Here is a 23,008-nt window from a genome sequence, read left to right as displayed (position 1 = left end):
CGCGTCCTTAAACGCCAAATCCTTGTCATTAAAAAAATGCAGGGGATAAAAGCAAAACGCGATTTACGCGCACATTTGATTTAAGCGATTCAAGCGCAAATCGCACCGCCTTTTGCGCTCCATAGCTAAAACCGCAAATATTATAAGGATTCGCACTAAAATAGCCCAAATCACGCAGGATTTTCTCAAAGATTCGCTCTTCATCTTTAAATCCAAATCCACCAAAAAATTTCATCTTAATCCACGCAACGCCACAGATTCACCTACTCTATTGATTCAAAGGATTTTTTAAAAATCGCAGCTATCTACTCTAGTTTTTTTCTCAAAGAGATTTTCAATAGCTCTACATTTTGTTATATCTTGCTGTATGATTAAAATATCATCATTATTACCTTTATTAAAATATATATCCCCAATCACGCTTGTTTCTTCTTGTTCGCTAACACATAAACACCCATTTTTTTCTTTTGCTTTCAAGCTATGATGAATAGAATCCTTAAAGTTAGACAAGCTTCTATTTGTCATCACCACTCCTTTTACCCCTCATAACTTCTTCAAAAATCAATCCCTGATTCTCGTTTTGTAAGTCAATGGGCTCATCAAAAGTCTCCATAAAAATACCTAGATCTTGTCTAATCTCTACCGCCCTTAAAGTATTTTTACCTTTGATATTTTCTGCTAAATATGCTTTTACCTTTTTAGATTCTAAGCCATATTCTTTGCTATATCCTTGCTTTTTAATTTTTTGAATTTGCTCATTTGAAAGATTATTCAGCATTATACAATTACTCAATTCTCGCACGATATAATCGCTATGCGTTGTGATAAACACCTTGATTCCCTCATTCACAAGCAAAACAAGCAGTCTTGCTACAAGAATCTGATTTTTAGGGTGAAGATTAAGCTCCGGCTCATCTATCATTAAAATATCATTTTTATTCGCAATATGAAAAATATAATAATTTAACATCAACAAAGAACGCACGGAGCTAGAAGCTATTTCAATATTATAAGCCTTTTTTGAACCTTTAGGTTGAAATAAAATTCCAGCATCTGTTGCCTTATATTTTCCTCCAATAATCTTGCCTAAAATTTCAAAAATTATTTTATATTCATCTTTGTGTTTTTTAAAAATACTCTCTTGTTTTGATATTTGTTTAATATCTCTAATGAATGCTATATTATCTCTCACAGGTTTTGGATAGAGTTGTTTTTCTTGTCTAATGTCCTGTTAATTTCAAACAAACTAATATTCTCTTCCTTAAGCATTTTTTGTATTGTTTCTAACTTTGTTTCTAACTTTGCTGTTTTTACAAAATCTAACTCTTCTTGAAATATAGAAGCCCCTGTCCTCTCAACACTTAAAATAAAATTTTTCATAAAAATTATGTGGAGTATTGCATCAAAAAATGTCCCCGCATACTCAACAAAATCCCTTTTATCCAAACAAGAAAAACTTAATCCATTATCATAAATAGTATGTTGCACTCTTCTTTTATACCTTCTATTTAAACCGCCATCTTCTAAATACTTTTTAATAGCTCTTTTAACATCTATCAAAGAAATATGAAACTCTTCTACATCAAATTCTACATTTGAAAAATCCTCCTCTTTTCCTGCCATAATTTGTGGTAGAATGCGAGTGGAATATAATTTAGTTTTTTCTTGCAAGTGTTCTTTTAATTTTTCCAATATCTCTTCGTATGTTATTTTGATTTCTCGTTGAGATTCCCCTATATTTTCTAAAAACTCATTATCATCAAAAAGATTTCTTCTTGCCCTTAAAAACACATCGCGAATCCTTCTCATAAAATCCAAATACCCATACAAACTATAAGTCGCATAGGTTTTGCCTGTATTGTTTTCACCGCAAATAAGCGTCAAATCGCCTACTTCAAATTCTGCTTCATCAAGCATTCCAATATTTTTAATGTGAATTTTCATTGCTTTTCCTTTCTATTCCCACCAGATGAGATTTTTAAGTTTTGGGTATGTGTGTAAGTCGATTTGCTCTAATGATACAATATCGCCATTGTCAAACTCACAAGATTCTATACCTTTAGAATCTAAAAATAATCGCTTGATTTTTAGCCCTTGTAAGTTTGCTAAAGTGTGGAATAAATCAAATTCTTTTCTATATCCGCTCATATCTAGTGTGATTGTTTCGCCCTTATTAAGCTTTTTAATGAGTTTGCGGGATTTTCTGTAATCAATGATTTTTTGTGCTTTTTGATAATCTTTAGCAGGGTAAATGCTTTGACTATCTTTATAAGTTGCTGTGCATTGTGCTTCTTTGTCATATTGAGGCGAAGCCGAAATATCTCTTTGTGAGTTTGTCATATCACTATGCAAACTTGTCATATTGAGTGGCAGCGAAATATCTTTTTTAGATTCTATATTTTTAGATACTTCAGCTAACGCTTCAGTATGACAAGTGGAGGGGGTTTCAGTATGGCAAGATTCAAGGTCGGTATGACAAAAAGAATGCTGATAAGCATAACAAAAATCTATAAAGGCTTCTTTGCTAAAACTCTCATCAATAAGCCCTAAATCCTGCCATTCTTTGATTTGAGATTCAAAGCCTTTGTCCTTACATATAGAATCTAAAAGGGCTGTATTATGCAAATAAGCATTAGTAGAATCTTGGCATTCTAAGGATTGAGATGAGAAATCGGCGTTTTCAAGTGAGCCAACAAGAAGCTTACTAGTCGTAAGTGCCGCAGTTGGCGAACACAGAATCGCCGATTTATCACTCAATACTGAATGCCTTAAAATTAAATCAAGGCTAAAGACATAATTTACTGCTTTAGCAAACTTAGGCTTTAACCACACAGCCTTTAGCTCATCTTCAAAATCGCCTATAAGCCCTATTAACTCTAAGGCGATATTGCGAATCCTTTGTAAATGTGAAATGGATTTTACACTCCATTCTTGAAACTCGCTGTCTTTATAAAGATAATGATAAAACCACAAGTCAAACTGCTCTTGTAAAAATGCCATTGCATTTTTGTGGATAAAAAAATCAACTTCATTTTGCTTTTTATAACTTGTAAAAAGCTTTTTTATGGTCGCTTCATCTAGGGGGAATTTATGTGCTTTTAGGGATTTTATAAAATCTTCGCTCAACTCATTGCTATTTTCTTTAAACACAGCATTAAGCTCTGGGAATAAATCCTTTTGACTTAAAACCTTGATATAAATGGTGGGTATAGAATCTTGTGTATCTGTGCTTGTTTGCTCGATTTTATCAAGTTTGAAAATAAGCTTTCGCTTTGTATTATCAGCGTTTTGCGTATATTCACTTGTATCAAAGTGGATTTGGGCTAGCTCGTTTTCATCGCTTAAAGTAAGGCTAGTATAAAGCGTATCACTTTTGACATAGTATAAATCTTTTGTTTTATAAAAAAGGCTTGTATCTTTGGAATTGGTATAGACTTTTGCATAAATATTTTTATACAGCGGTGTATCGTGGAAAAATGGCGTGCCTGTATCATTAAGATAGCTATCAAAGAAAGTGTAAAGCTTGTTGTAAATATCGTGTGAGTTAAAATCATCATTTGGGATAGCAGAATCTAGGTAGGCTTTTATGTGAGAGAAATACTGCTCTTTTATGCTTAAAAGATTGCTAAAACCGCTTTGTGCGTTACTTGTATTGCTTTGTGTATTTTGTGCTGTATGAGCCTTTTCATAGGCTTTTATCTTTGCACCCAGATAACATTCCTCTAATTTGCTATAAAATGCTTTTTTGTAGTCCATTATTTGCCTTTCATTTTAGGGTTAGTGGTATCTATGTTGTATGTAGCAAATGCTGCTTCTAAGCTCATATTGCTTTCAAAATATTCTAACCCTATGCCTGTAGCTTGCGTGATTTTTTGCATTATCGTTTTTGGAATTTGGTTGAAATTATGCTCATAGGAGTGGATTGCTGCTTTTGTAGAGCCTACTTTATCGGCAAATTCTGCTTGAGAGAGTTTATAGGCACTTCGTAATTCTTTGAGTTTTTCGCCTTTGCTTTTCATTGTAAATCCTTTTAAAACTAATTGTGTGATTCTAGCATTCTTTATGAAAGCAAAACACAAGAAAATGCGCTTTAAATCAGGTCAAGTATCGGTTCTTGTGGATAAAGAAAGTCCAAAAAGTAATAAATCTGCTTCTTAACCATACGCATTTAGAGGAGGTCGATGGAAATACTCAGCAAGAGCAAGAAGCACCAAACTTCTTTGCTAAATTTATGACACCAAAGGATTTGGAAAAGGGGCTAGGACTTAGCATTGCCCAACAATACAAGCTTCGTTCAGCTAGATTTAGGGAGCAAAATGCCAAAAAAGTAGATTTAATCCGCACATAATTGCTTTGCACTGCTTGTATCTGTGGTAGCCTGCCCATAGAGGCTAGAGCCACTTGCTTTTTGTAAGTAGTATTCGCCATCAAGATAGAGATTGTTTTTATTATTAATTGTGTAGTTTAGGCGTCCGCCGAGATTATAAATATCATAAAGTCCTGCAGTATTGCCTTGTGCGCTACCATTTGGAAGCTGTAAGAAACTAGATTCTTTAGAATACACTTTACCTCTTACTGAAAGCGAGAGGGTATTTTTGATAATTGGCACTGCGAGATAGCCATTGACACTATGAGAATTTCCCCAAGTGATTCTATCCTCTTGAAAGATAGAATCTAGGCTAATTGAGCCTGCGAGTTTATCAGGATTTTTCTTTGTGATTACATTGATGACACCGCCTATCGCGTCTGAGCCATAAAGTGTGGAGGCAGGTCCGCGGATAACTTCAATGCGCTCAATCATGCTAATTGGTGGCATAAAGCTCGTATTTACTGCATCAAAGCCATTGAGATTGAAGCCATCGCTTGGATTTTGTCTTTTGCCATCGACAAGAAAGAGTGTATATTTAGACTCAAATCCGCGCATTGAAATAGTAAAGCCTCCTGTTTTCCCGCGCTGAATATCCACGCCAGGAATGTCCGCGACTGCCTCGCCCAAATCACGATAGGGCTTGGTCTCTAGCTCCTCTTTACTTATCACGCTAATACTCGCAGGTGCGTCTTTGATGTCTTGTGCATAACCACTCGCGCTTACAACTTGTCGCCCAAGCTCTCTTGTTTCGATACCTTGCGAAGTGGGTTGAGATGAAGTAGTTTGAGATGAGATTGGGGCTTGATTTTGGGTTGAGGTTGGAGTTTGGGTTTGTGCTTGTGATGAAGTGCTAGAATCTTCTTTTGTGGAATCTTGCATTCCAGAATCCTGATTAGAATCTTGTGCTGTTTGATTTGTCAAGTTGTCTGAGCCTTCATTTTTAGGGCTTTGCTCTGCCCCCCCCTATTTGAGATTTCTTTATTTTGTAGCTCATTGTTTTGTATTTCTGCGTTGAGATTTGACAACAAAAGTGAAGAAAATATAAGTGTTAGGATTGATTTTTTCTTTATCATTTGTAATGTCCTTTTTGGATAAAACAAAAGTGGTTATTGTATTTTTTTAAATATAAAAATAAGTTTAATTCCTATAAATAAGCAATAATGAAAATTAGTTATTGTTTTGTGGAGTGATTTTTGGATTCTTTAGATTCTGATAAAAAGCAGCCGAAGAATCCAAAAAAAAAAAAAAAAATAGAAAGAAAAAACACAAAGAATACATAAAAAATACAATGTGATTATGGAATTATGAGAAACTTAAGAATCTAAGATTCTGTATTGGCTAGATTTGCAAGGTTTGGAATGAAAAGTTAGGCAGGTGTTTTTAGACAGGTTTTTGGATTGGTTTGGTTGGTGTTTGGTTTGATTGGGCTATGGTGCAAGTGCATAAGCACAAAATATAAATATAAATGTAAAATGTGAAGTCAAAGCGCGTAGATTCTCGCATCTTTGAGTAATAGCGAGAATCTAGCACAAGAAAAATAACTAAGAAAATTAGAATGGAAGTGTAAATCCAGATCCAAATTTCCAAAGTGTGCGATTAGCTTCAAGTTGCGCGTGGCGGATCACATCAAAGAATATCCCAATATGGAAAGTTTTGTTTTTGTGCGCTACGGATTTGAAGTTTATGCTTGGTCCAAGCCAGAGGTTTGTCTTGCCGATTTGACTATCGATAGCCCAGCCCGTAGTGAAAGGGATATAATCAAAATTTGCCTCAAGCCCGCCAAATACCCAGTTTGTAAAGGCAAAAAGATACCCTGTTTGGATATTGAATTCGCCCGGACGCCCACCTGTAAAAGTCGTATATTTTGCATCAAATATCCAGCTCATTTGGTGGTATTGCCAAGTCCAGCCTACGCCCCAGCCAAAGCCCCAAGGCTGCGCCATTCCAGCTGAAGCAGGAATGTTGATGATATAGTTTGTCGCGATCGCAAAAGAAGATTCACCAAATTTTTTCGCCCAATGCTGCCTGTGGAATGTAAGTGGTAATCGCCCAAGCGCACCATAGCGTTTGGTGGCATTTGGGTTATTTGTTTGGACATTGTAGTTTTGTGGAACCGCAATAGCAATATCCCATTGATTGCCAAGTCCGATACGAGCGACAAAGTTAAAGGTATTGTTGATTGCGTTTTCATTTGGTGTAGTGAGAAAATAACGCATAAGCACTGCCAAACTACCAGCATAAGTGGTCGAACCACCTGTCGCAGTGGTAACACCCGCTGTGGCGACAGGATAGACTTTGCCATGTTTTTCACTTTTTAGCCCATAGGCAGTAGCCGCAGTAGTTGCGACTTCTGCAGGAAAGCTCGTCTGCTTAGGGAGATCAGGCCAGCTTGTCCCTGACCAATCAAATTCATCAGGCGCACCAAATGCCGCGCAAGCACTTAGGGCTGTAAGGGTTGCAACTTTGCTTAAATATTTCATATAAGCTCCTTATTTGCTTAATGCACTTTTTATATCAAATGGAAGTGCTTGATAGCCAATAGGAGTGCCTGAGAATTGAAGTTCGACTGCAGGCTCTTTTTCAGGAGTTTTTGCATTTGGATTCCATTTGAATTCTTGCAAAATAGGCGATACTTGCATTCTTGCAAATTGAGCCATATTAAGCCCTGCTGTCGCAGAATATACAAGCACAGAGTTTGTATCAGGGTGGAATTCTGTAATTGATGTAATTGGTGAATAGTAAGAATGACCTCTATTTTTACCATATTCCCAGATTTGTTCGATTGTCATTTTCTTTTGATCGATTTTGTAAATTACAGCACGAGAGTATTTATCTGTAGGAAATGTTGGTTGCTCCATTCCTCTTGAGTCTCCATTATCAAATGCTGAAAGATATAAAATATCACCTTTTGATTTTGCATCGATTTTAAATGCTGTATGTTGTGTCCAAGTCCAGTCAAATCCACCAGCTTTGTTTGTATATCCGGGGCATTTAGTGTATTCATCATCACATACGATTTTATTACCTTTTTCATCAACAGGTTGCAAAAGGAATGGTTTGAATTGATCTTTCCAGCCTTTATGTGCTCCAACAATCCATTTTACTTTTTTATCACGACCAATTTTAACCATTGCTGATTGATGTCGTGAAGAGATAATGATTGAGTCATCTTCTGCATCATACCATACACTATTGACATGCGCCCAGTTGCGTCCTGCACCACTTCCTGTAACATCACCAAATGTATTGCTTTCATCAAGTTTTGCTAATTCTTCAGCACTCATAGTGTGTCCTGCTTTACTTGCATCGATATTTAAGCACACAGCACCTTGATCAAGCACTTTGATGATATTGTCTCTGTATGGATCGAGAATCTCAAACAATTTCCAATCATCGACAACTTTTCCATTTTCATCGACTTCTACGATCACATCTCGCACGGTTCGCACATTTTTGCCATCAGGACGTTTGTAGTTTGAGCTTGCAACTCTCATAAAGTAATGCCCTGCTGATTTGCCTGCTGTGGCTGGATACATAAAATGTGAATAGTCATTGTAGCCGATTGGCAATCTACGATCAAAGACTTCTTTACCCATAATGTCGTATTTGACATATCTTTGACCAAATCCCCAAGAGAGCGCACCATCAGTGTTTTGACGGAATCCCATCATCGGACCTGCTTTGTAGATGGATTCTCTATCATAGATTTTGTCTATAAGCATATACCAGCGCACTTCGCCTTTTGTATCAACGATGAAGTTTTGAGATACGAAATTCCACTCTAATGCACCGCCTGATGGGTTATTCCAAACGGCTTGTGAGCTGAGAGGATTTGAAGAGAGGTTATTGATAAAATACAATCTATCCTTGAATGCAGGATCGACTTTTTTGACTGCGACTTTGCTAAGCAGTACGCCACCTTCATTGAGTCCTGTAATATCTCCATAAATAGGTGCAGCATAGATTTTGTAAGTTTCTTTGATTTTTTCTACTTTGCCATTAAAGATTCTGTCATATTCGACATTTACGGTGTTTTTGTAATCCGCATAAAGTCCAAATACCGGAATCCCAGCGTGATTTTTGAGATGATCATCAGATACTTTATAGCTGATGTCAATCCCGCCATTTCTGCCTACAACCGTTACTTTTGCGTTTTTGAGCTCATAGCCACCATTTTTGATGATTGCTGTAAGTGGTGCGATGCCATAGGGATTTACGACAATTTCACCGATTTTTCCTACTGCGACATGCTGGACTTTAGGACCACTTGCGCCACCACCTGCAAGTGCTACATTTGGCACACTTGAAATGACCGCTCCCACGACCAATAAACTTGATACAACTTTGCTTATTTTCATTCTGTTCTCCTTAAAGTAAAATCTGAAAACCCGATAATCTTAGATTAAAAAAATAACATTTTTATCACTTAGGGTTATTTTGTGAGTTGTGATTATTCGTGGTAGTGGTTTGTTTGCGTGGTTTTATTAATGAGAATAATTTGTATAAATGATTTTGGAATGCTTTTGTTTGGTATTTTAAGGTTTTGTTATTTTGAGGTGGTGGAATGGTGGCGATAAAATAGCAGTGAATATAGCGCAAAATAGCAAAAATAAATAGAAGGCTTAAAGTATAAAAGAGAATCTATACCACAGAATCTATTTTGGCTATTACTGCTACTATTGTGAGAAAAATTGCGTGAGAAAATTTGGAGAGAAATTGTAAGAATTTTTGCGACATAGAATCTAAGCAGAATCTAAATGCTAAGATAGTGGCTTTGCAGCCACTATCGCGTTTGTGTAATTATTTGCTAAATGCGCTAGTTACACTAAATGGAAATGCTTGATAACCCATTGCGTCATGAAGTTGGATTTCTACCGCAGGCTCTTTTTCAGGAGTTTTTGCATTTGGATTCCATTTGAATTCATTGATAAATGGTTGTGGTCTGCCACCAGCTTTTCCAGAAGCAATGTCAAAGCTCATACTTGCTGTCGCAGAATATACAAGCACAGAGTTTGTATCAGGGTGGAATTCTGTAATTGATGTAACTGGTGAATAGTAAGAATGACCTCTATTTTTACCATATTCCCAGATTTGTTCGATTGTCATTTTCTTTTGATCGATTTTGTAAATTACAGCACGAGAGTATTTATCTGTAGGAAATGTTGGTTGCTCCATTCCTCTTGAGTCTCCATTATCAAATGCTGAAAGATATAAAATATCACCTTTTGATTTTGCATCGATTTTAAATGCTGTATGTTGTGTCCAAGTCCAGTCAAATCCACCAGCTTTGTTTGTATATCCGGGGCATTTAGTGTATTCATCATCACATACGATTTTATTACCTTTTTCATCAACAGGTTGCAAAAGGAATGGTTTGAATTGATCTTTCCAGCCTTTATGTGCTCCAACAATCCATTTTACTTTTTTATCACGACCAATTTTAACCATTGCTGATTGATGTCGTGAAGAGATAATGATTGAGTCATCTTCTGCATCATACCATACACTATTGACATGCGCCCAGTTGCGTCCTGCACCACTTCCTGTAACATCACCAAATGTATTGCTTTCATCAAGTTTTGCTAATTCTTCAGCACTCATAGTGTGTCCTGCTTTACTTGCATCGATATTTAAGCACACAGCACCTTGATCAAGCACTTTGATGATATTGTCTCTGTATGGATCGAGAATCTCAAACAATTTCCAATCATCAACTGCATTCCCATTTTCATCGACTTCTACGATCACATCTCGCACGGTTCGCACATTTTTGCCATCAGGACGTTTGTAGTTTGAGCTTGCAACTCTCATAAAGTAATGCCCTGCTGATTTGCCTGCTGTGGCTGGATACATAAAATGTGAATAGTCATTATAAGATTCTGGAAGTTTGCGGTTAAAAATCTCTCTACCCATAATGTCGTATTTGACATATCTTTGACCAAATCCCCAAGAGAGCGCACCATCAGTGTTTTGACGGAATCCCATCATGACGCCATTTTTAAAGATTGATTGCATATCATGGATTTGATTAGGAAGCATATACCAGCGCACTTCGCCTTTTGTGTCAATGATGAAGTTTTGTGGCTCATAATTCCACTCTAATGCACCGCCTGATGGGTTATTCCAAACGACTTTCATACCTTTTTGATCGCTACCCAAATCATTGACAAAATACAATCTATTTTTGAATGCAGGATCAACTTTTTTGACATCAATATTGCTAAAGAATAACCCGGTGCCACCACCGCCTGATTGTCCATAAATAGGTGCAGCATAGATTTTGTAAGTTTCTTTGATTTTTTCTACTTTGCCATTAAAGATTCTGTCATATTCGACATTTACGGTGTTTTGATAATCCGCATAAAGTCCAAATACCGGAATCCCAGCGTGAGTTCGCAAATGTTTATCGGCGACATTGTAGCTAATATCAACTCCACCTTTTTTGCCTACAACCGTTACTTTTGCGTTTTTGAGCTCATAGCCACCATTTTTGATAACCGCTGTAAGTGGTGCAAGACCATAAGGATTCACGATAATTTCACCGATTTTTCCGGGTATATTGTAAGTGAGCTTAGGACCGCTTGCGCCACCGATTGCAAGTGCTACATTTGGCACACTTGAAGCGATAGCTCCCACGACCAATAAACTTGATACAACTTTGCTTATTTTCATTCTGTTCTCCTTAAAGTAAAATCTGAAAACCCGATAATCTTAGATTAAAAAAATAACATTTTTATCACTTCAAAAACTCTTCAAAAATCTTAATATATAGCTTCAGAGTTTTTGGATTTTGCGCACAAACTTAAGAAAAATTAAGAACTTCAAAGCTAGAATGTGCTTTGTATGAGATTAGGGGTTGCTTTATGAAAACATTGAGTTCAAAAATTATGCTTTCTGTGGGAATTGTGTTTGTGATTGTATTTACTATCGTGATGTTTGTAAGCTATCATCAGAGCAAAAAAAGCATTTATAAACTTTATGCAAATACACAAACCACAGAGCTTCATAGCGTATCTGCAATCATTGATGTGGTGGCGCATGATGTGTGGCGTAAGCTTGAGTTTGCCACCAAAAATCTCGCTACGCTCGATAAGAATGATGTGATCGCCCAACGGCAGATTCTCTATCAAATAGCGCAGATGTCTAAATCTCTCAATGTATCGATTGTCTATGAAGATGATGGCGCAACCCTCACAGAATCCACAACCAACACTTCCAAAACACATTTTTCACCGAATTGGGAGAATGATAAACAATCACGCAAGGAATCGCGCACAAATCAATGGTATATGCATACAAAGCAAGCTTTTAAGCCTATATTTACACCCGCGTATAGCTCACCTAAAGATAAAAACAAAATAATCATTACAGCCACCATGCCACTTATTAAAAATGGCAAATTTACAGGCGTAATCAGTATGGATATCGCATTTGAGGAAATTAGTGCGCGACTAAAGCCTTTTGTAGATGCATTGCAAGAAAGTGAATTGATAATCACAGATTCTGCGGGCAATGTGTTTTATCATTCCAAAGCGCAAGAAAAAACTAAATTGATAAATGCAACTGATAGCACAATCGCGATAAGTGGCATTCAAGAAGCATTACAACAAGCGCAAGATATAGCCCAAACTAGCACAACAAGCGCGACCAAAACAAATCAGTTGGCAGAGCAAAAGGATTGGCAGGAACATTGGTTAGATTATAAAGATAGCCATAATGATACATACTTGGCTGTTTTTACAGAGCTTCCATTTGGGTGGATAGTGGCGGTTTGTGCGAATGAAAGTAAATATACTTCTGCGATTAGCACGCAATTTGGAATGATTTTTTTCATTGGAATTTTGTTTTTTGCTCTTGGTATGGTTGTGATTTTGTTTTGCATTCATCGCTTTATCTCCCCCCTCAAAACCATAGCAACAGGCTTATCAGAATTCTTTAAATATATCAATCACGAAGCCAAAGATGCAACAACACTTCAAATCAAAAGTGGCGATGAATTTGAACAAATTGCTCAAGCTATTAATGCAAATATACAACACACCAAACAATCCCTCCAAAAAGATCAAGAACTTGTCCAACAATCTCTAGCTGTTATAGAACACACAAGAGAAGGACATGTAGATCAAAGAATAACACTCACAGGAAGTAATTCAGAGCTAAATACACTCAAAGATTCTGTCAATAAACTTCTAGATCTTCTCTCAAGTGCTATTGGAAATGATTTACCAGAGCTTAATCGTGTATTTGATTCATTTGCAAAACTTGATTTTTCAACGCAAGTTAAAAATGCACAAGGAAGAGTAGAAGTGATTACAAATACTTTAGGTGAAGAAATACGAAAAATGCTCTCTGCTTCATCTGACTTTGCAAATACACTCAATACCCAAAGCAATAAACTTGAAGAAGCAGTCAATAATCTTACCCAATCCTCTCACTCTCAAGCAAGCTCATTAGAGCAAACAGCCACAGCAGTAGAAGAGATCACTTCTTCTATGCAAAATGTCTCAGGCAGGACTAATGAAGTAATCCAACAAACAGAAGATATACGCAATGTCATTGGTATCATACGAGATATAGCTGATCAAACAAATCTCTTAGCACTTAATGCTGCGATTGAAGCAGCAAGAGCAGGAGAGCATGGAAGAGGATTTGCAGTTGTTGCTGATGAAGTCAGAAAGCTAGCAGAGCGCACAGGAAAAAGTCTAGGAGAAATAGAGGCAAATACAAATCTACTTGTGCAATCAATCAATGATATGGCAGAATCTATCAAAGAACAAACAGCAGGTATTACCCAAATCAATGAAGCCATTTCAAATCTAGAATCTGTTACACAAAATAATGTAACTATTGCTAATACTAGCGCAGAGATTAGCAATGAAGTCTCATTGATTGCTAAGGCTATCTTAGATGATGCAAAAAAGAAAAAGTTTTAGGATTTAGATCCTAATATTTTTGCATAGAATCTAGATTCTAATTTACATATTTCCATAGGATCTAAATCCTAGCTTTTAAGCGATTTGAGCTGCGAGTTTGTTTTTCGCTTCGTCGATAGGCGACTAGCCTTATCTCCTTGCTCAAAACCGCACAATCTATCAAGCTCTTGCAAACTCATCTTAAAATCTCTTTTACGCTCTTTTTGTGTTTGCATAAATTCTAAAATCTAAAAATTAAAAAAGTCTAGAATTTTTTAATGCTTGCTTGTGTTTGCATAAATTCTAGTAGAATCTATGTTGTTTTTGTCGTCATTACTTGAGTAAGTGAAACGAACGAAGAATCCAAATCCAAACTAGAATCTAGATTCTAAATCATCATTGCGAGACTTCCACTAGGAAGTCGTGCAATCCAGCCTTTTGTCGTCATCACAAAGCCCCTTAGGGCTGTGGCAATGACGACAAAAACGACAGATTTTAGTAGAATCTATGTAAATTAGATTCTAGAATTTATGGGGTTGTGTTTTTAGGATTATTTAAGATTAAGGTTTTAAAAGTATAATTTCTTATCAAAATCAAACCTTAGCAATAACTTGCAATAAAGAAAAATGAAAGAAATAAAATGTCAAATGAAATAGATTTTAGTCAATTCAGTCAGTTGGGATTAAAAAAATCCGTCCTAAGAGGTATCGAGCGGATTGGATTCTCCACGCCTAGCCCTATCCAAACTCAAGCCATTCCAGCCATACTCAAAGGTGGCGATCTCATCGCACAAGCACAAACAGGCACGGGTAAGACTGCGGCTTTTGCGCTTCCGATTTTAAATAATTTGCAGCACAATGGCAAAATCGAGGCGTTAGTCATCACGCCGACAAGAGAATTAGCTATGCAAATTAGCGATGAGATTTTCAAGCTTGGGAAGTTTTGCGGGGTGAAAACCATTTGTGTGTATGGCGGGCAAAACATAAAACATCAAATCGGATTTTTGGATAAAAAGCCTCAAGTGATGATCGCAACTCCGGGGCGATTGCTTGATCATCTCAAAAATAACCGACTCAAAGGATTCGCGCCAAAAATAGTTGTGCTTGATGAGAGCGATGAAATGCTTGATATGGGCTTTTTAGATGATATTGAAGAGATTTTTGGGTATCTTCCAGAGGATATTCAGGTGCTTCTTTTTTCTGCGACAATGCCTAAGCCAATCCGAGATCTTGCAGATAAGATTCTGCTTAGCCCGACAAATATCAAAATCACACCCACTGAAATCACAAACACAGATATTTCGCAACGTTATTATGTAATCAATGAAGGTGAGCGCAATGACGCGATTTTGAGGCTTTTGGATACACAAGAGCCAACTTCATCAATCATCTTTACGCGCACAAAAAAAGAAGCTGATATGCTGAATGAAATGCTCTGCTCGCAAGGGTATAAATCAGTCGTTTTGCATGGGGATTTGGATCAAAGGCAACGTAGAGAATCTATCACTTCGTTTAAAAACAAAAAATCAAATATTCTTGTAGCAACTGATGTCGCAAGTCGTGGGCTTGATATTAGCGATGTTAGCCATGTGTTTAACTACCACATACCGCTAAATCCAGAAAGCTATGTCCATAGGATAGGGCGCACAGGGCGGGCGGGCAAAAAGGGTATCGCTATTACGCTTGTTACGCCATTAGAGTATAAAGAATTGCAGCGGATTCAAGATGATGTCGGCTCAAAATTAAAGCTCTTTGAGATTCCATTTAGCCAATCGCAAGGACTCAAAAAGCTTTTGGATCTTGAAGTCAGCAAAGAAGCTGTCGATATTTTTGGCTCAATCGGCACAGAAGTCGATCAGGCGCAGTTTTGTTTGAAGCTTTTGACTTTTTATCTCCAAAATAACAAAATCGGCTTGAGTAAAAAGCAAATCCAGAATCTATCACAAGAATCTAAGCCCTTTCACGCCAAAAAGCCCAAGCATACGCAAAGATCAAATAGATCACATCAACGACACAGCACACATAGAAATAAAGTGAGATAGGTTTGCTAGAGTTTGTGAGGAATGATGAAGAATTATGAGGAATTACGAGGTTTGCAAAAGTTTATATAAGAAAGTAAGTAAAAAAATAAAAAAGGAGAAAGTATGAAGGAAGCGACATATATTTGGAGAGATGGTGAGCTGATAAAATGGCATGATGCCACAACGCATGTGCTAAGCCACACATTGCATTATGGAAATGGCGCATTTGAGGGGACAAGAGCTTATATGACAGATAAGGGACTTGCTATTTTTAGGCTCAAAGATCATTGCAAAAGGCTTTTAGATTCTTGTAAGATTGTCGCTATTGCTTGTCCTTATTCACAAACTGAGTTGCAAAACGCACATATTGAGCTTTTGAAGGCAAATAAAAATGACTATACGACAAATGTCTATATCCGCCCGCTTGTATATCTTGGCTATGGGGTAATGGGCGTGTATCATGTGAATGCTCCAGTGCATACGATGATCGCTGCTTGGGAATGGGGTGCTTACCTTGGCGAAGATGGGATAAATAATGGAATCAAAGTCAAAATAAGCTCTTTTGTGCGTAATCCTATCAAATCCTCAATGGGTAAAGCAAAAGTTCCAGCAAATTATCTCAATTCACAAATGGCAAAATATGAAGCATTGGCTTGTGGCTGCGAAGAGGCGCTATTGCTTGATGATAATGGCTGTATCGCAGAGGGAAGTGGCGAGTGCTTTTTTATCGTGCGTAATGGTATGCTTATCACGCCACCACAAACCCACACGCTAGAGTCAATCACTCAAGCAAGTGTGATTGAGATTGCTAAGGATTTGGGGATTGAGGTTGTGATACGTGATATTACACGCGATGAAGTCTATATCGCTGATGAGGCGTTTTTCACAGGCACTGCTGCGGAGGTTACGCCCATTAGAGAAGTGGATTTTCGCACGATAGGCTCTGGCACAGCAGGAGAGATAACCAAAAAACTGCAAGCAGAATTTACAAAAGTCGTCATGGGCAAAAACCCAAAATATGCACATTATCTCACTTATATTGATTAGAAAGGATTACAATGCCAATTGATTTAAACGAACATTTAAGACAAAAAAAACAAAACCTTCCTCCAAAAGAGAATCCAAATAATGGCGATAATCAAAACGACCAACCACCAAAAAATGACTGGAATAATCAAAACAGAAACAATAAGGGCGATAGGAATAATCGCTCATTTCCTGATCCTGCGAATTTGAATTTTTCTTTTTTGAATAACAAATTTATCGCAAGCATTATTGTGATTGTGTTGCTTGGGTTGTTGTTTTTGATGGCAAAGCCATTTGTTGTGATTAATTCTGGTGAAGTTGGAATCAAAGTTAATCTTGGGGCGTATGAGCCAGAGCCACTTGGCGCGGGGTTGCATTTTTTTGTGCCGATGATTCAGCATATTATTATTGTTGATACGAGAGTCAAAACACTTCATTTTACAAATAACGAAGATACTGATAAAAGATCAAATCAAAGTATCGCTCAAAAAGCTCCTATTCAAGTGCGCGATAAATTAGGGCTTGATGTAGAGATTGAGCTGACTTTGAAATATCAGCTTGATCGCACAAAAGTATCAAAAACAATTGAAAAATACACTACTTTATGGGACGAAGTTATCATTGTGCCCGGGATTTTAGAAGTGGTTGGAAGTGTGATTGGGAATTATAATGCCGAAGAATTGCCAAGCAAAAGAGATGAGATTGCTAACCTTATCGCTTCAAATTTTCAAGGCAAAATCAATGCGATCGAGGATAAGCCGGTGCGACTAGATTCTGTGGAATTGCGAAAGATTATCTTGCCTAAAGAAGTCAAAGACAAAATCGAGCAAGTCCAAGTTGCCAAACAAGAAGCTGAAAAAGCCAAAGAGGAAGCTAAAGCATTGCGAGAACGTTCACAAGGTAGGGCAGATGCGGTGATCATCGAGGCAAAGGGGCAAGCAAGGGCAAATCAACTTGTAAGCGAGTCTCTTTCATCAAGGTTGCTTGAGCTACGACAAATCGAGACACAAGGCAAGTTTAATGACGCCCTCAAAGAAAATAAAGATGCACAGATTTTTCTTACACCCGGTGGTGCAGTGCCAAATATTTGGGTTGATAGCAAAAGCACAAAGCAAAACTCAAGCATCTCAAAATAGCATCGCAGAAATCTTTGTATGAAATCTTTAATTGATAAGCTAGATTGGCAAAAGTCAAGCTTGATTCCAGCGATTATCCAAGAATACCAAACAAAAGAGATTCTTATGCTTGCGTTTATGGATAAGCAAGCATTAGAGCTGACACTTCAAACCAAGCAAATGCATTATTTTTCTCGCTCAAAAAATAGAATCTGGAAAAAGGGCGAGCAAAGCGGGCATATCCAGAATCTCAAACGATGTTTTATAGATTGTGATAATGATAGCCTGCTCTTTGAAGTAGAGCAAGTGGGAGTGGCGTGCCACACAGGAAGAAAGAGTTGTTTTTTTCAAGAGATTACACTAGATTCTAATGAGGTTGTTTGTAAGGATTATGAAAATGATAGCGTGAGCGTTGATTATGGGGTGATTGATACGCTTTATCATACGCTTTTAGAGCGCAAAAATGCCGATCCTGCTAGCTCTTATACTGCATCTTTGTATGCCAAAGGTGAAAACGCCATAGGCAAAAAAATCATCGAAGAAGCGGGCGAAGTCGTGATGGCATTAAAAGATAAAGACCCAAAACAAATCGTGTATGAATCTGCGGATTTGGCTTATCATACGCTTGTAGCACTTGCGTTTGCGCATATACACCCTGATCAAATCACCCAAGAGCTTGCGAGGCGATTTGGCTTAAGCGGGATAGATGAAAAGGCAAGCAGAAAAGATAAGTAAAAGGCAACCAAAGATAATCAAAAAAGGATTAGCGTGCAAGCATTGATCGGATTCAAGACTTTATTTTTTGATGCGCTGACACATATTACAATTACCGAACTAAGCGTTTTTACGCTTTTTTTCTTGGTTTTTATGCTTTTTGCGTTTATCTCGCTTATTTTTTGGCATTATCGCGTGGTGTTTGCTCTTTTTGTGGTGCTAGATTTTGGTATTTTGCTGTGTATGCCATTTGGTATGGAGGTGGTAATTAAAAAATTTATCTTTCCGCTTCAAATCCACTCCGAGCGGTTTAATCCACTCACCTATACGACAGGGCTTAGCTTTGATATTGTGTTTCAAAACAAATCAAAACTCAAAATCACAGAATGCGTGCTAAGTGCGATTGTATTGCATGATGAAAAAAGCTTTGTCGATAAAATGAAAAATAAAATATTGCCACTTAATGCCTATATCACAACTCTTCATCATGAGCTAAAACCTAATGAAACTTACAAATGGCAGGGTATTATCGATGGCTACAATGCCCCAAATCACGACTACAAAATAAATTTCGGCTGTCATTAGATTTTAGACGATAGGACCCAAAATCTCGATGCAAACACAAATCAAATATGGAATGACTCTATTTATTGATTTACTCCCATAAATTAAGGTAATATACCATGTATAAACGCATAAAACCCTATCAAGTGCAAATTAGTGCAAACATAAGCCTAGATTGCCTCGTAGCTAAATCTAAGGATTAAGGAAAACCATGCAAAATCCACCAACTCTAGCACTTCTGATACCTTGCTACAATGAGGAGGAGATGATAGAACAAAGCCTTGCGACTTTGAGTGCAAAAATGCGCTCACTTATCGCTTCGCACAAAATCGCAAAGGATAGCTTTTTGTGCTTTATTGATGATGGAAGCACAGACAACACTTGGGAAAAACTCTGCGCTCTTTTGAGCACAAAAGATTCTGTGTCGGCAAATTTGACACCAAATAATCAGAATCTACATAAACAGAATCTACAAAACTTAGCAGAATCTAGCCACAAATCTACCCTAGATTCTCCTCACAATATCGCAATGCACGCTAAATCTGCCCCCCCCCCATTGAGATTTTAGAGCAAAAAACCTCGACACAACAAACCACTACAAATAAGTATAATCCACTCACGCACGCTGACACGCTAAAGGGGGTAGTCCTTCGTCTATCCGGCAATAGAGGCACACAAAGTGCATTGCTTTGCGCGCTTGAATTCGTCAAAGATAAGTGCGATTGCGCCATTAGCATAGATTGCGATTTGCAACAAGACATTCAAAAGCTTGATGACTTTATCGCAGAATTCACACAAGGAGCGGACATTGTCTATGGTATCCGCACCAATCGCGCTAGCGATTCTTTTACCAAAAAACACACTGCGCTTTTGTTTTATAGGCTTATGAATCTTATGGGTGCAAAAACTATCTACAATCATTCTGATTATCGCTTGCTAAGTGCTCGTGCAATAGATGCGCTATTGGAATTTAAAGAGGTCAATCTCTTTTTGCGTGGGCTTGTGCCATTGCTAGGCTTTAAGAGTGCGCGTGTGTATTTTGATGTTAGAGAGCGCACTGCGGGGAGTTCGAAGTATTCTTTTGCCAAACTTTTTTCGCTCGCGTGGAATGGCATCACAAGTTTTTCTGTTACGCCATTGCGGATTATTAGTATGCTTGGCGTGGTGTTTTTCCTTATCTCGATGCTATATGGGGGCTATGTGCTTTATGCGAAGTTTTTCACCACAAAAGCTGTGCAGGGCTGGGCTTCGACGCTTATTATTATGTGCTTTTTTAGTGGCGTGCAACTGCTAAGCCTTGGCGTCATCGGCGAATATATTGGCAAAATCTATATCGAGTCCAAAAAACGTCCACGCTATTTTCTCCAAGAGGTGCTCGAGGGGCAAATCTAGCCTGCTAGATTCTGCGAGAGGACTCACATTTGATTTATTTAGATTCTAATTAACTTAGCGCGTTTTGTGCGATTTCTCGCGCTTTTTGCAAGGCTTCTTGTATCTTGCTTGCATCTTTCCCGCCGGCTGTGGCAAAGTCATCGCGCCCGCCACCGCCACCGCCTAAAATTTGCGCGACTTCTTTCACCCACGCGCCTGCTTTGAGTTTCGCGCCTTTAGAATCTAGCCCTTTTATGCCCGCTGCAAGCGCGATTTTCCCGCTTGATTCTGAAATAAGCAAAATTGCGACCTTGTCATTTTCATTTTTTGCCCTATCGATGAGCTCTTTTATATCGCCTTGTGCGCTATTTTCAATTTGCGCGATGATTAATTTCACTTCGCCGATGTTTTGCGCGTTTAGCCTATGTACACTTGGCGCGCTTTTTTGACGCTTTTCTTTGAGTTCTTTAACTTGTGCTTTTAATTTATCTATGCCAAGTTGCAGATTCTGCGCTTTGAGGCTTTCTCTTGCCATTTCCACTTCTTTTAGCGCGCTTTTGCCATAATGATATGCCGCTAGCCCGCACACGGCTTCAATCCTTCTAACGCCACTGCTTACACCGCTTTCTTTCACGATATAAAAGCTGCCAATTTGCGCTGTATTTTCTACATGGATACCACCGCATAGCTCAATAGAATCTCCAAAAGTGATTACACGCACGACATCGCCATATTTTTCGCCAAATAATGCCATAGCACCCTTTGCTTTTGCCTCTTCTATCTCCATAGTTTCACAAATTTGCGCGCTTGCCTTTATGATTTGGGCATTGACTAGCTCTTCTATTTGTTCTAATTCCGCACTGCTTAAGGCTTTGGGGTGAGAAAAATCAAAGCGCAAGCGATTAGATTCCACAAGGCTGCCTGCTTGGGCAATATGCGTGCCTAAGATTTTACGCAAGGCATAATGCAATAAATGCGTCGCGCTGTGATGCTTCATAATTTCAAATCGCGCGCTATCCACTTCTGCTTGGATTTTATCACCAACACTCAAGTTCTGCAAAGCTTCTATGCGCGAGAGATTAAGCCCGAAGTATTTTTGTGTGTCAAGCACTTTTGCTAAAGGTTTAGAATCTGTTTTGTGGATTGCTTCAAATAAAAGTCCTTTATCCCCCACAGGTCCGCCAGATTCTGGATAAAAAGGCGTTTTATCAAGCATTACCCAGCCCTGCTCGTTTTGCCCTAATTTTTCAATTATTTTAAAATCACCATTGAGCAACGCGAGAATCTTACTTTGCTCTTGCTGTGCTTGTTTTAAGTCATAACCTATAAATTCGTTTTCACCAAATGCACTTAGAAGTTCCTTAAAGTCGCCCTCTTTGAGCACGTCCCCGCTACCTTTCCAGCTTGCTTTTGAGCGGCTTTTTTGCGCGTCCATGTTTTTTTCAAATACCACTAAATCCACCTCGATATTTTTATCGCGCAACATATCTTGCGTTAAATCAAGTGGGAAGCCGTAGGTGTCGTATAACTTAAACGCCACTTCACCGCTAAATAACAAGGGCTTGTCTTTCAGCGATACATCATTGTGTTGTACGTTTGGATTTTGTTTAGAATCTTTATGGATTGCTTCGCTTTGCTCTTGCAAAGCTCGCAATGACGATAGGGCAGAATTAAATAATTCCATTCCCGATTCTATCGTTTCAAAAAACCTCTCCTCTTCATTCCTGCACTGCTCCTTTATCACCTCTTTGCGCTCAAGCAAAAAGCCATAATGCCCGCCCATAGACTCACAAACAGAATCTAGCACTTCAAACAAAAAGGGTTTTTTTAGCCCAAGCAAGTAGCCATGCCGCACCGCGCGCCGCAAGATTCTACGCAAAACATAGCCGCGCCCTTCTTTGTCAAAATTCACGCCTTGCGCGAGCAAAAATGCCACACTTCTGGCGTGGTCAGCTATCACACGAAAGCTAGCGATTTGTTTGCGCAATTCATTTAAGCGCGCACTATCAAAATTCATCGCATTATCCAAAAGCGCGTCATCGTGGTAATAAGTTAGCCCCGTGAGTTTTTCAATGCACTGCATTAAGGGCGCAAAAAGCGAGGTGTCAAAGTTATTTATCTTTTTTTCCAAAAGTGCAATGACGCGTTCTAAGCCCATTCCTGTGTCAATGCTTGGCTTTGGCAGCGGGGTTCTCACGCCGTCTTTTTGCTCAAACTGCATAAACACGAGATTCCAAATTTCTAAGAATCTATCGCCTTCCCCGCCGAAATAATCCTCGCTCGTATGAAAATATTTTGCGCCTTGGTCGACATAAATTTCACTACAAGGTCCGCAAGGTCCGCTATCTCCCATTTGCCAAAAATTGTCTTTATCGCCCATTCTTTTTATGCGGCTTGCCTCAATATGCGCGCTCCATAGCTCAAAGGCTTCATCATCGCTTTCATGAATGGTTACATACAGCACGCTTTTATCAAAGCCTAGAATCTGCGTTACAAATTCCCACGCAAAAGCAATCGCCTCTTTTTTGAAATAATCACCAAAGCTGAAGTTGCCAAGCATTTCAAAAAGTGTGTGGTGGCGCGCAGTGTAGCCGACATTTTCTAAGTCATTATGCTTACCACCTGCGCGCATACTAAGCTGCGAGCTTGTCGCCCTTGGGGGCGTTGGCGTGGGAATCTTGCCTGTGAAAATATCCTTAAACTGCACCATTCCAGCGTTGGTAAAAAGCAGGCTCGCATCATCAGGCACAAGTGGCATTGAGGGGTAAATTTTATGCCCGTTTTTGTGGAAGTAGTCTAAATACGTAGCCCGCACATCAAGGGTTTGAGGATTCATAAGAAAAAAGCCTTTAGGTTGGATTTGTGAAAAATGGGCTTCATTATAGCAAAATTCACATCATAGCAAAATTCACATCAA

21 protein-coding genes and 1 pseudogene are annotated in these 23,008 nt (G+C 38.4%); 10 read left to right on the top strand and 12 right to left on the bottom strand.

Features of this window, described 5'->3' with window-relative positions; all coding sequences use genetic code 11:
* Nucleotides 1-28: 28 nt before the first annotated feature.
* Genes DY109_RS05140 through DY109_RS05115 form a run of 6 tightly spaced genes read right to left on the bottom strand, consistent with a single transcriptional unit; the run spans nucleotide 29 to nucleotide 4,019 of the window.
* Nucleotides 29-235 carry a hypothetical protein gene (locus DY109_RS05140; protein WP_023949970.1) on the bottom strand — a complete coding sequence of 69 codons (207 nt, stop codon included), beginning with the start codon at nucleotides 233-235 and terminating at the stop codon, nucleotides 29-31.
* Nucleotides 236-288: 53 nt separating this feature from the next.
* Nucleotides 289-525 (bottom strand): hypothetical protein, encoded by a 237-nt coding sequence (locus DY109_RS05135; protein WP_023949972.1) that lies wholly within the window; start codon nucleotides 523-525, stop codon nucleotides 289-291.
* On the bottom strand, nucleotides 515-1,192 hold the full coding sequence (locus tag DY109_RS05130) for an AAA family ATPase (protein ID WP_023949974.1): 678 nt from the start codon (nucleotides 1,190-1,192) through the stop codon (nucleotides 515-517). The genes DY109_RS05135 and DY109_RS05130 overlap by 11 nt, the downstream gene beginning before the upstream one ends.
* Nucleotides 1,189-1,917, bottom strand: coding sequence for a hypothetical protein (locus DY109_RS05125; RefSeq protein WP_147291169.1), 729 nt, complete (start codon nucleotides 1,915-1,917; stop codon nucleotides 1,189-1,191). The genes DY109_RS05130 and DY109_RS05125 overlap by 4 nt, the downstream gene beginning before the upstream one ends.
* Nucleotides 1,918-1,956: 39 nt before the next feature.
* Nucleotides 1,957-3,756, bottom strand: coding sequence for a hypothetical protein (locus DY109_RS12440; protein WP_023949978.1), 1,800 nt, complete (start codon nucleotides 3,754-3,756; stop codon nucleotides 1,957-1,959).
* A complete protein-coding gene (locus DY109_RS05115) occupies nucleotides 3,756-4,019 on the bottom strand; it encodes a helix-turn-helix domain-containing protein (RefSeq protein WP_023949980.1) in 264 nt (87 codons plus the stop codon). The genes DY109_RS12440 and DY109_RS05115 overlap by 1 nt, the downstream gene beginning before the upstream one ends.
* Before the next feature lie 95 nt (nucleotides 4,020-4,114).
* Here DY109_RS05115 and DY109_RS05110 point away from each other — a divergent pair, with 95 nt between their 5' ends.
* Nucleotides 4,115-4,348 carry a hypothetical protein gene (locus DY109_RS05110; protein ID WP_023949981.1) on the top strand — a complete coding sequence of 78 codons (234 nt, stop codon included), beginning with the start codon at nucleotides 4,115-4,117 and terminating at the stop codon, nucleotides 4,346-4,348.
* Here DY109_RS05110 and DY109_RS05105 read toward each other — a convergent pair.
* The 5 genes from DY109_RS05105 to DY109_RS05090 form a co-directional block, all read right to left on the bottom strand.
* The gene (locus DY109_RS05105) at nucleotides 4,334-5,290 is read right to left on the bottom strand and encodes a TonB-dependent receptor plug domain-containing protein (protein WP_244916654.1); all 957 of its coding nucleotides are present in this window, start codon (nucleotides 5,288-5,290) and stop codon (nucleotides 4,334-4,336) included. The genes DY109_RS05110 and DY109_RS05105 overlap by 15 nt on opposite strands.
* Nucleotides 5,287-5,442 carry a hypothetical protein gene (locus tag DY109_RS11445; RefSeq protein WP_181894620.1) on the bottom strand — a complete coding sequence of 52 codons (156 nt, stop codon included), beginning with the start codon at nucleotides 5,440-5,442 and terminating at the stop codon, nucleotides 5,287-5,289. The genes DY109_RS05105 and DY109_RS11445 overlap by 4 nt, the downstream gene beginning before the upstream one ends.
* A gap of 477 nt (nucleotides 5,443-5,919) precedes the next feature.
* Complete coding sequence (locus DY109_RS05100) at nucleotides 5,920-6,849, bottom strand: hypothetical protein (RefSeq protein WP_023949984.1); 930 nt, start codon at nucleotides 6,847-6,849, stop codon at nucleotides 5,920-5,922.
* Between the two features lie 9 nt (nucleotides 6,850-6,858).
* Entirely contained in the window at nucleotides 6,859-8,721 is a 1,863-nt protein-coding gene (locus DY109_RS05095) for an aryl-sulfate sulfotransferase (protein WP_220086698.1), read from the bottom strand.
* A 448-nt stretch (nucleotides 8,722-9,169) separates the two neighbouring features.
* Nucleotides 9,170-11,041 carry an aryl-sulfate sulfotransferase gene (locus DY109_RS05090; RefSeq protein ID WP_115737807.1) on the bottom strand — a complete coding sequence of 624 codons (1,872 nt, stop codon included), beginning with the start codon at nucleotides 11,039-11,041 and terminating at the stop codon, nucleotides 9,170-9,172.
* Nucleotides 11,042-11,232: 191 nt separating this feature from the next.
* Between DY109_RS05090 and DY109_RS12635 the strand changes: the two are divergent.
* The 9 genes and pseudogenes from DY109_RS12635 to DY109_RS05050 form a co-directional block, all read left to right on the top strand.
* Nucleotides 11,233-11,802: pseudogene (locus DY109_RS12635) on the top strand (cache domain-containing protein); the annotation flags it as partial.
* Nucleotides 11,788-13,302, top strand: coding sequence for a methyl-accepting chemotaxis protein (locus DY109_RS12335; protein WP_414629182.1), 1,515 nt, complete (start codon nucleotides 11,788-11,790; stop codon nucleotides 13,300-13,302). The pseudogene DY109_RS12635 and the gene DY109_RS12335, both read left to right, overlap by 15 nt.
* A 619-nt stretch (nucleotides 13,303-13,921) precedes the next feature.
* Nucleotides 13,922-15,322, top strand: coding sequence for a DEAD/DEAH box helicase (locus tag DY109_RS05080; RefSeq protein ID WP_023949696.1), 1,401 nt, complete (start codon nucleotides 13,922-13,924; stop codon nucleotides 15,320-15,322).
* Between the two features lie 102 nt (nucleotides 15,323-15,424).
* The gene (locus DY109_RS05075) at nucleotides 15,425-16,348 is read left to right on the top strand and encodes a branched-chain amino acid transaminase (RefSeq protein WP_023949695.1); all 924 of its coding nucleotides are present in this window, start codon (nucleotides 15,425-15,427) and stop codon (nucleotides 16,346-16,348) included.
* 11 nt (nucleotides 16,349-16,359) lie between these two features.
* Complete coding sequence (locus DY109_RS05070; protein ID WP_023949694.1) at nucleotides 16,360-17,463, top strand: prohibitin family protein; 1,104 nt, start codon at nucleotides 16,360-16,362, stop codon at nucleotides 17,461-17,463.
* An 18-nt stretch (nucleotides 17,464-17,481) separates the two neighbouring features.
* Nucleotides 17,482-18,177: a bifunctional phosphoribosyl-AMP cyclohydrolase/phosphoribosyl-ATP diphosphatase HisIE gene (hisIE, locus tag DY109_RS05065; protein ID WP_023949693.1), complete on the top strand. Its 696-nt coding sequence runs from the start codon at nucleotides 17,482-17,484 to the stop codon at nucleotides 18,175-18,177.
* Between the two features lie 33 nt (nucleotides 18,178-18,210).
* A complete protein-coding gene (locus DY109_RS05060) occupies nucleotides 18,211-18,741 on the top strand; it encodes a DUF2393 family protein (RefSeq protein WP_023949692.1) in 531 nt (176 codons plus the stop codon).
* 190 nt (nucleotides 18,742-18,931) lie between these two features.
* Entirely contained in the window at nucleotides 18,932-19,288 is a 357-nt protein-coding gene (locus DY109_RS05055) for a glycosyltransferase (RefSeq protein ID WP_112058955.1), read from the top strand.
* A 116-nt stretch (nucleotides 19,289-19,404) separates the two neighbouring features.
* Nucleotides 19,405-20,112, top strand: a complete 708-nt coding sequence (locus DY109_RS05050) for a glycosyl transferase (RefSeq protein WP_023949688.1) — start codon at nucleotides 19,405-19,407, stop codon at nucleotides 20,110-20,112.
* 49 nt (nucleotides 20,113-20,161) lie between these two features.
* On the opposite strand, the gene alaS is transcribed toward DY109_RS05050, so the two are convergent.
* A complete protein-coding gene (gene alaS, locus DY109_RS05045) occupies nucleotides 20,162-22,927 on the bottom strand; it encodes an alanine--tRNA ligase (RefSeq protein ID WP_023949687.1) in 2,766 nt (921 codons plus the stop codon).
* Nucleotides 22,928-23,008 lie beyond the last annotated feature (81 nt).

The sequence above is a fragment of the Helicobacter fennelliae genome (assembly GCF_900451005.1).
In the GTDB taxonomy this organism is placed as follows: domain Bacteria; phylum Campylobacterota; class Campylobacteria; order Campylobacterales; family Helicobacteraceae; genus Helicobacter_B; species Helicobacter_B fennelliae.
Note: the sequence above shows the minus strand (reverse complement) of the source record. Positions and strands in the feature narration are given on the sequence as shown.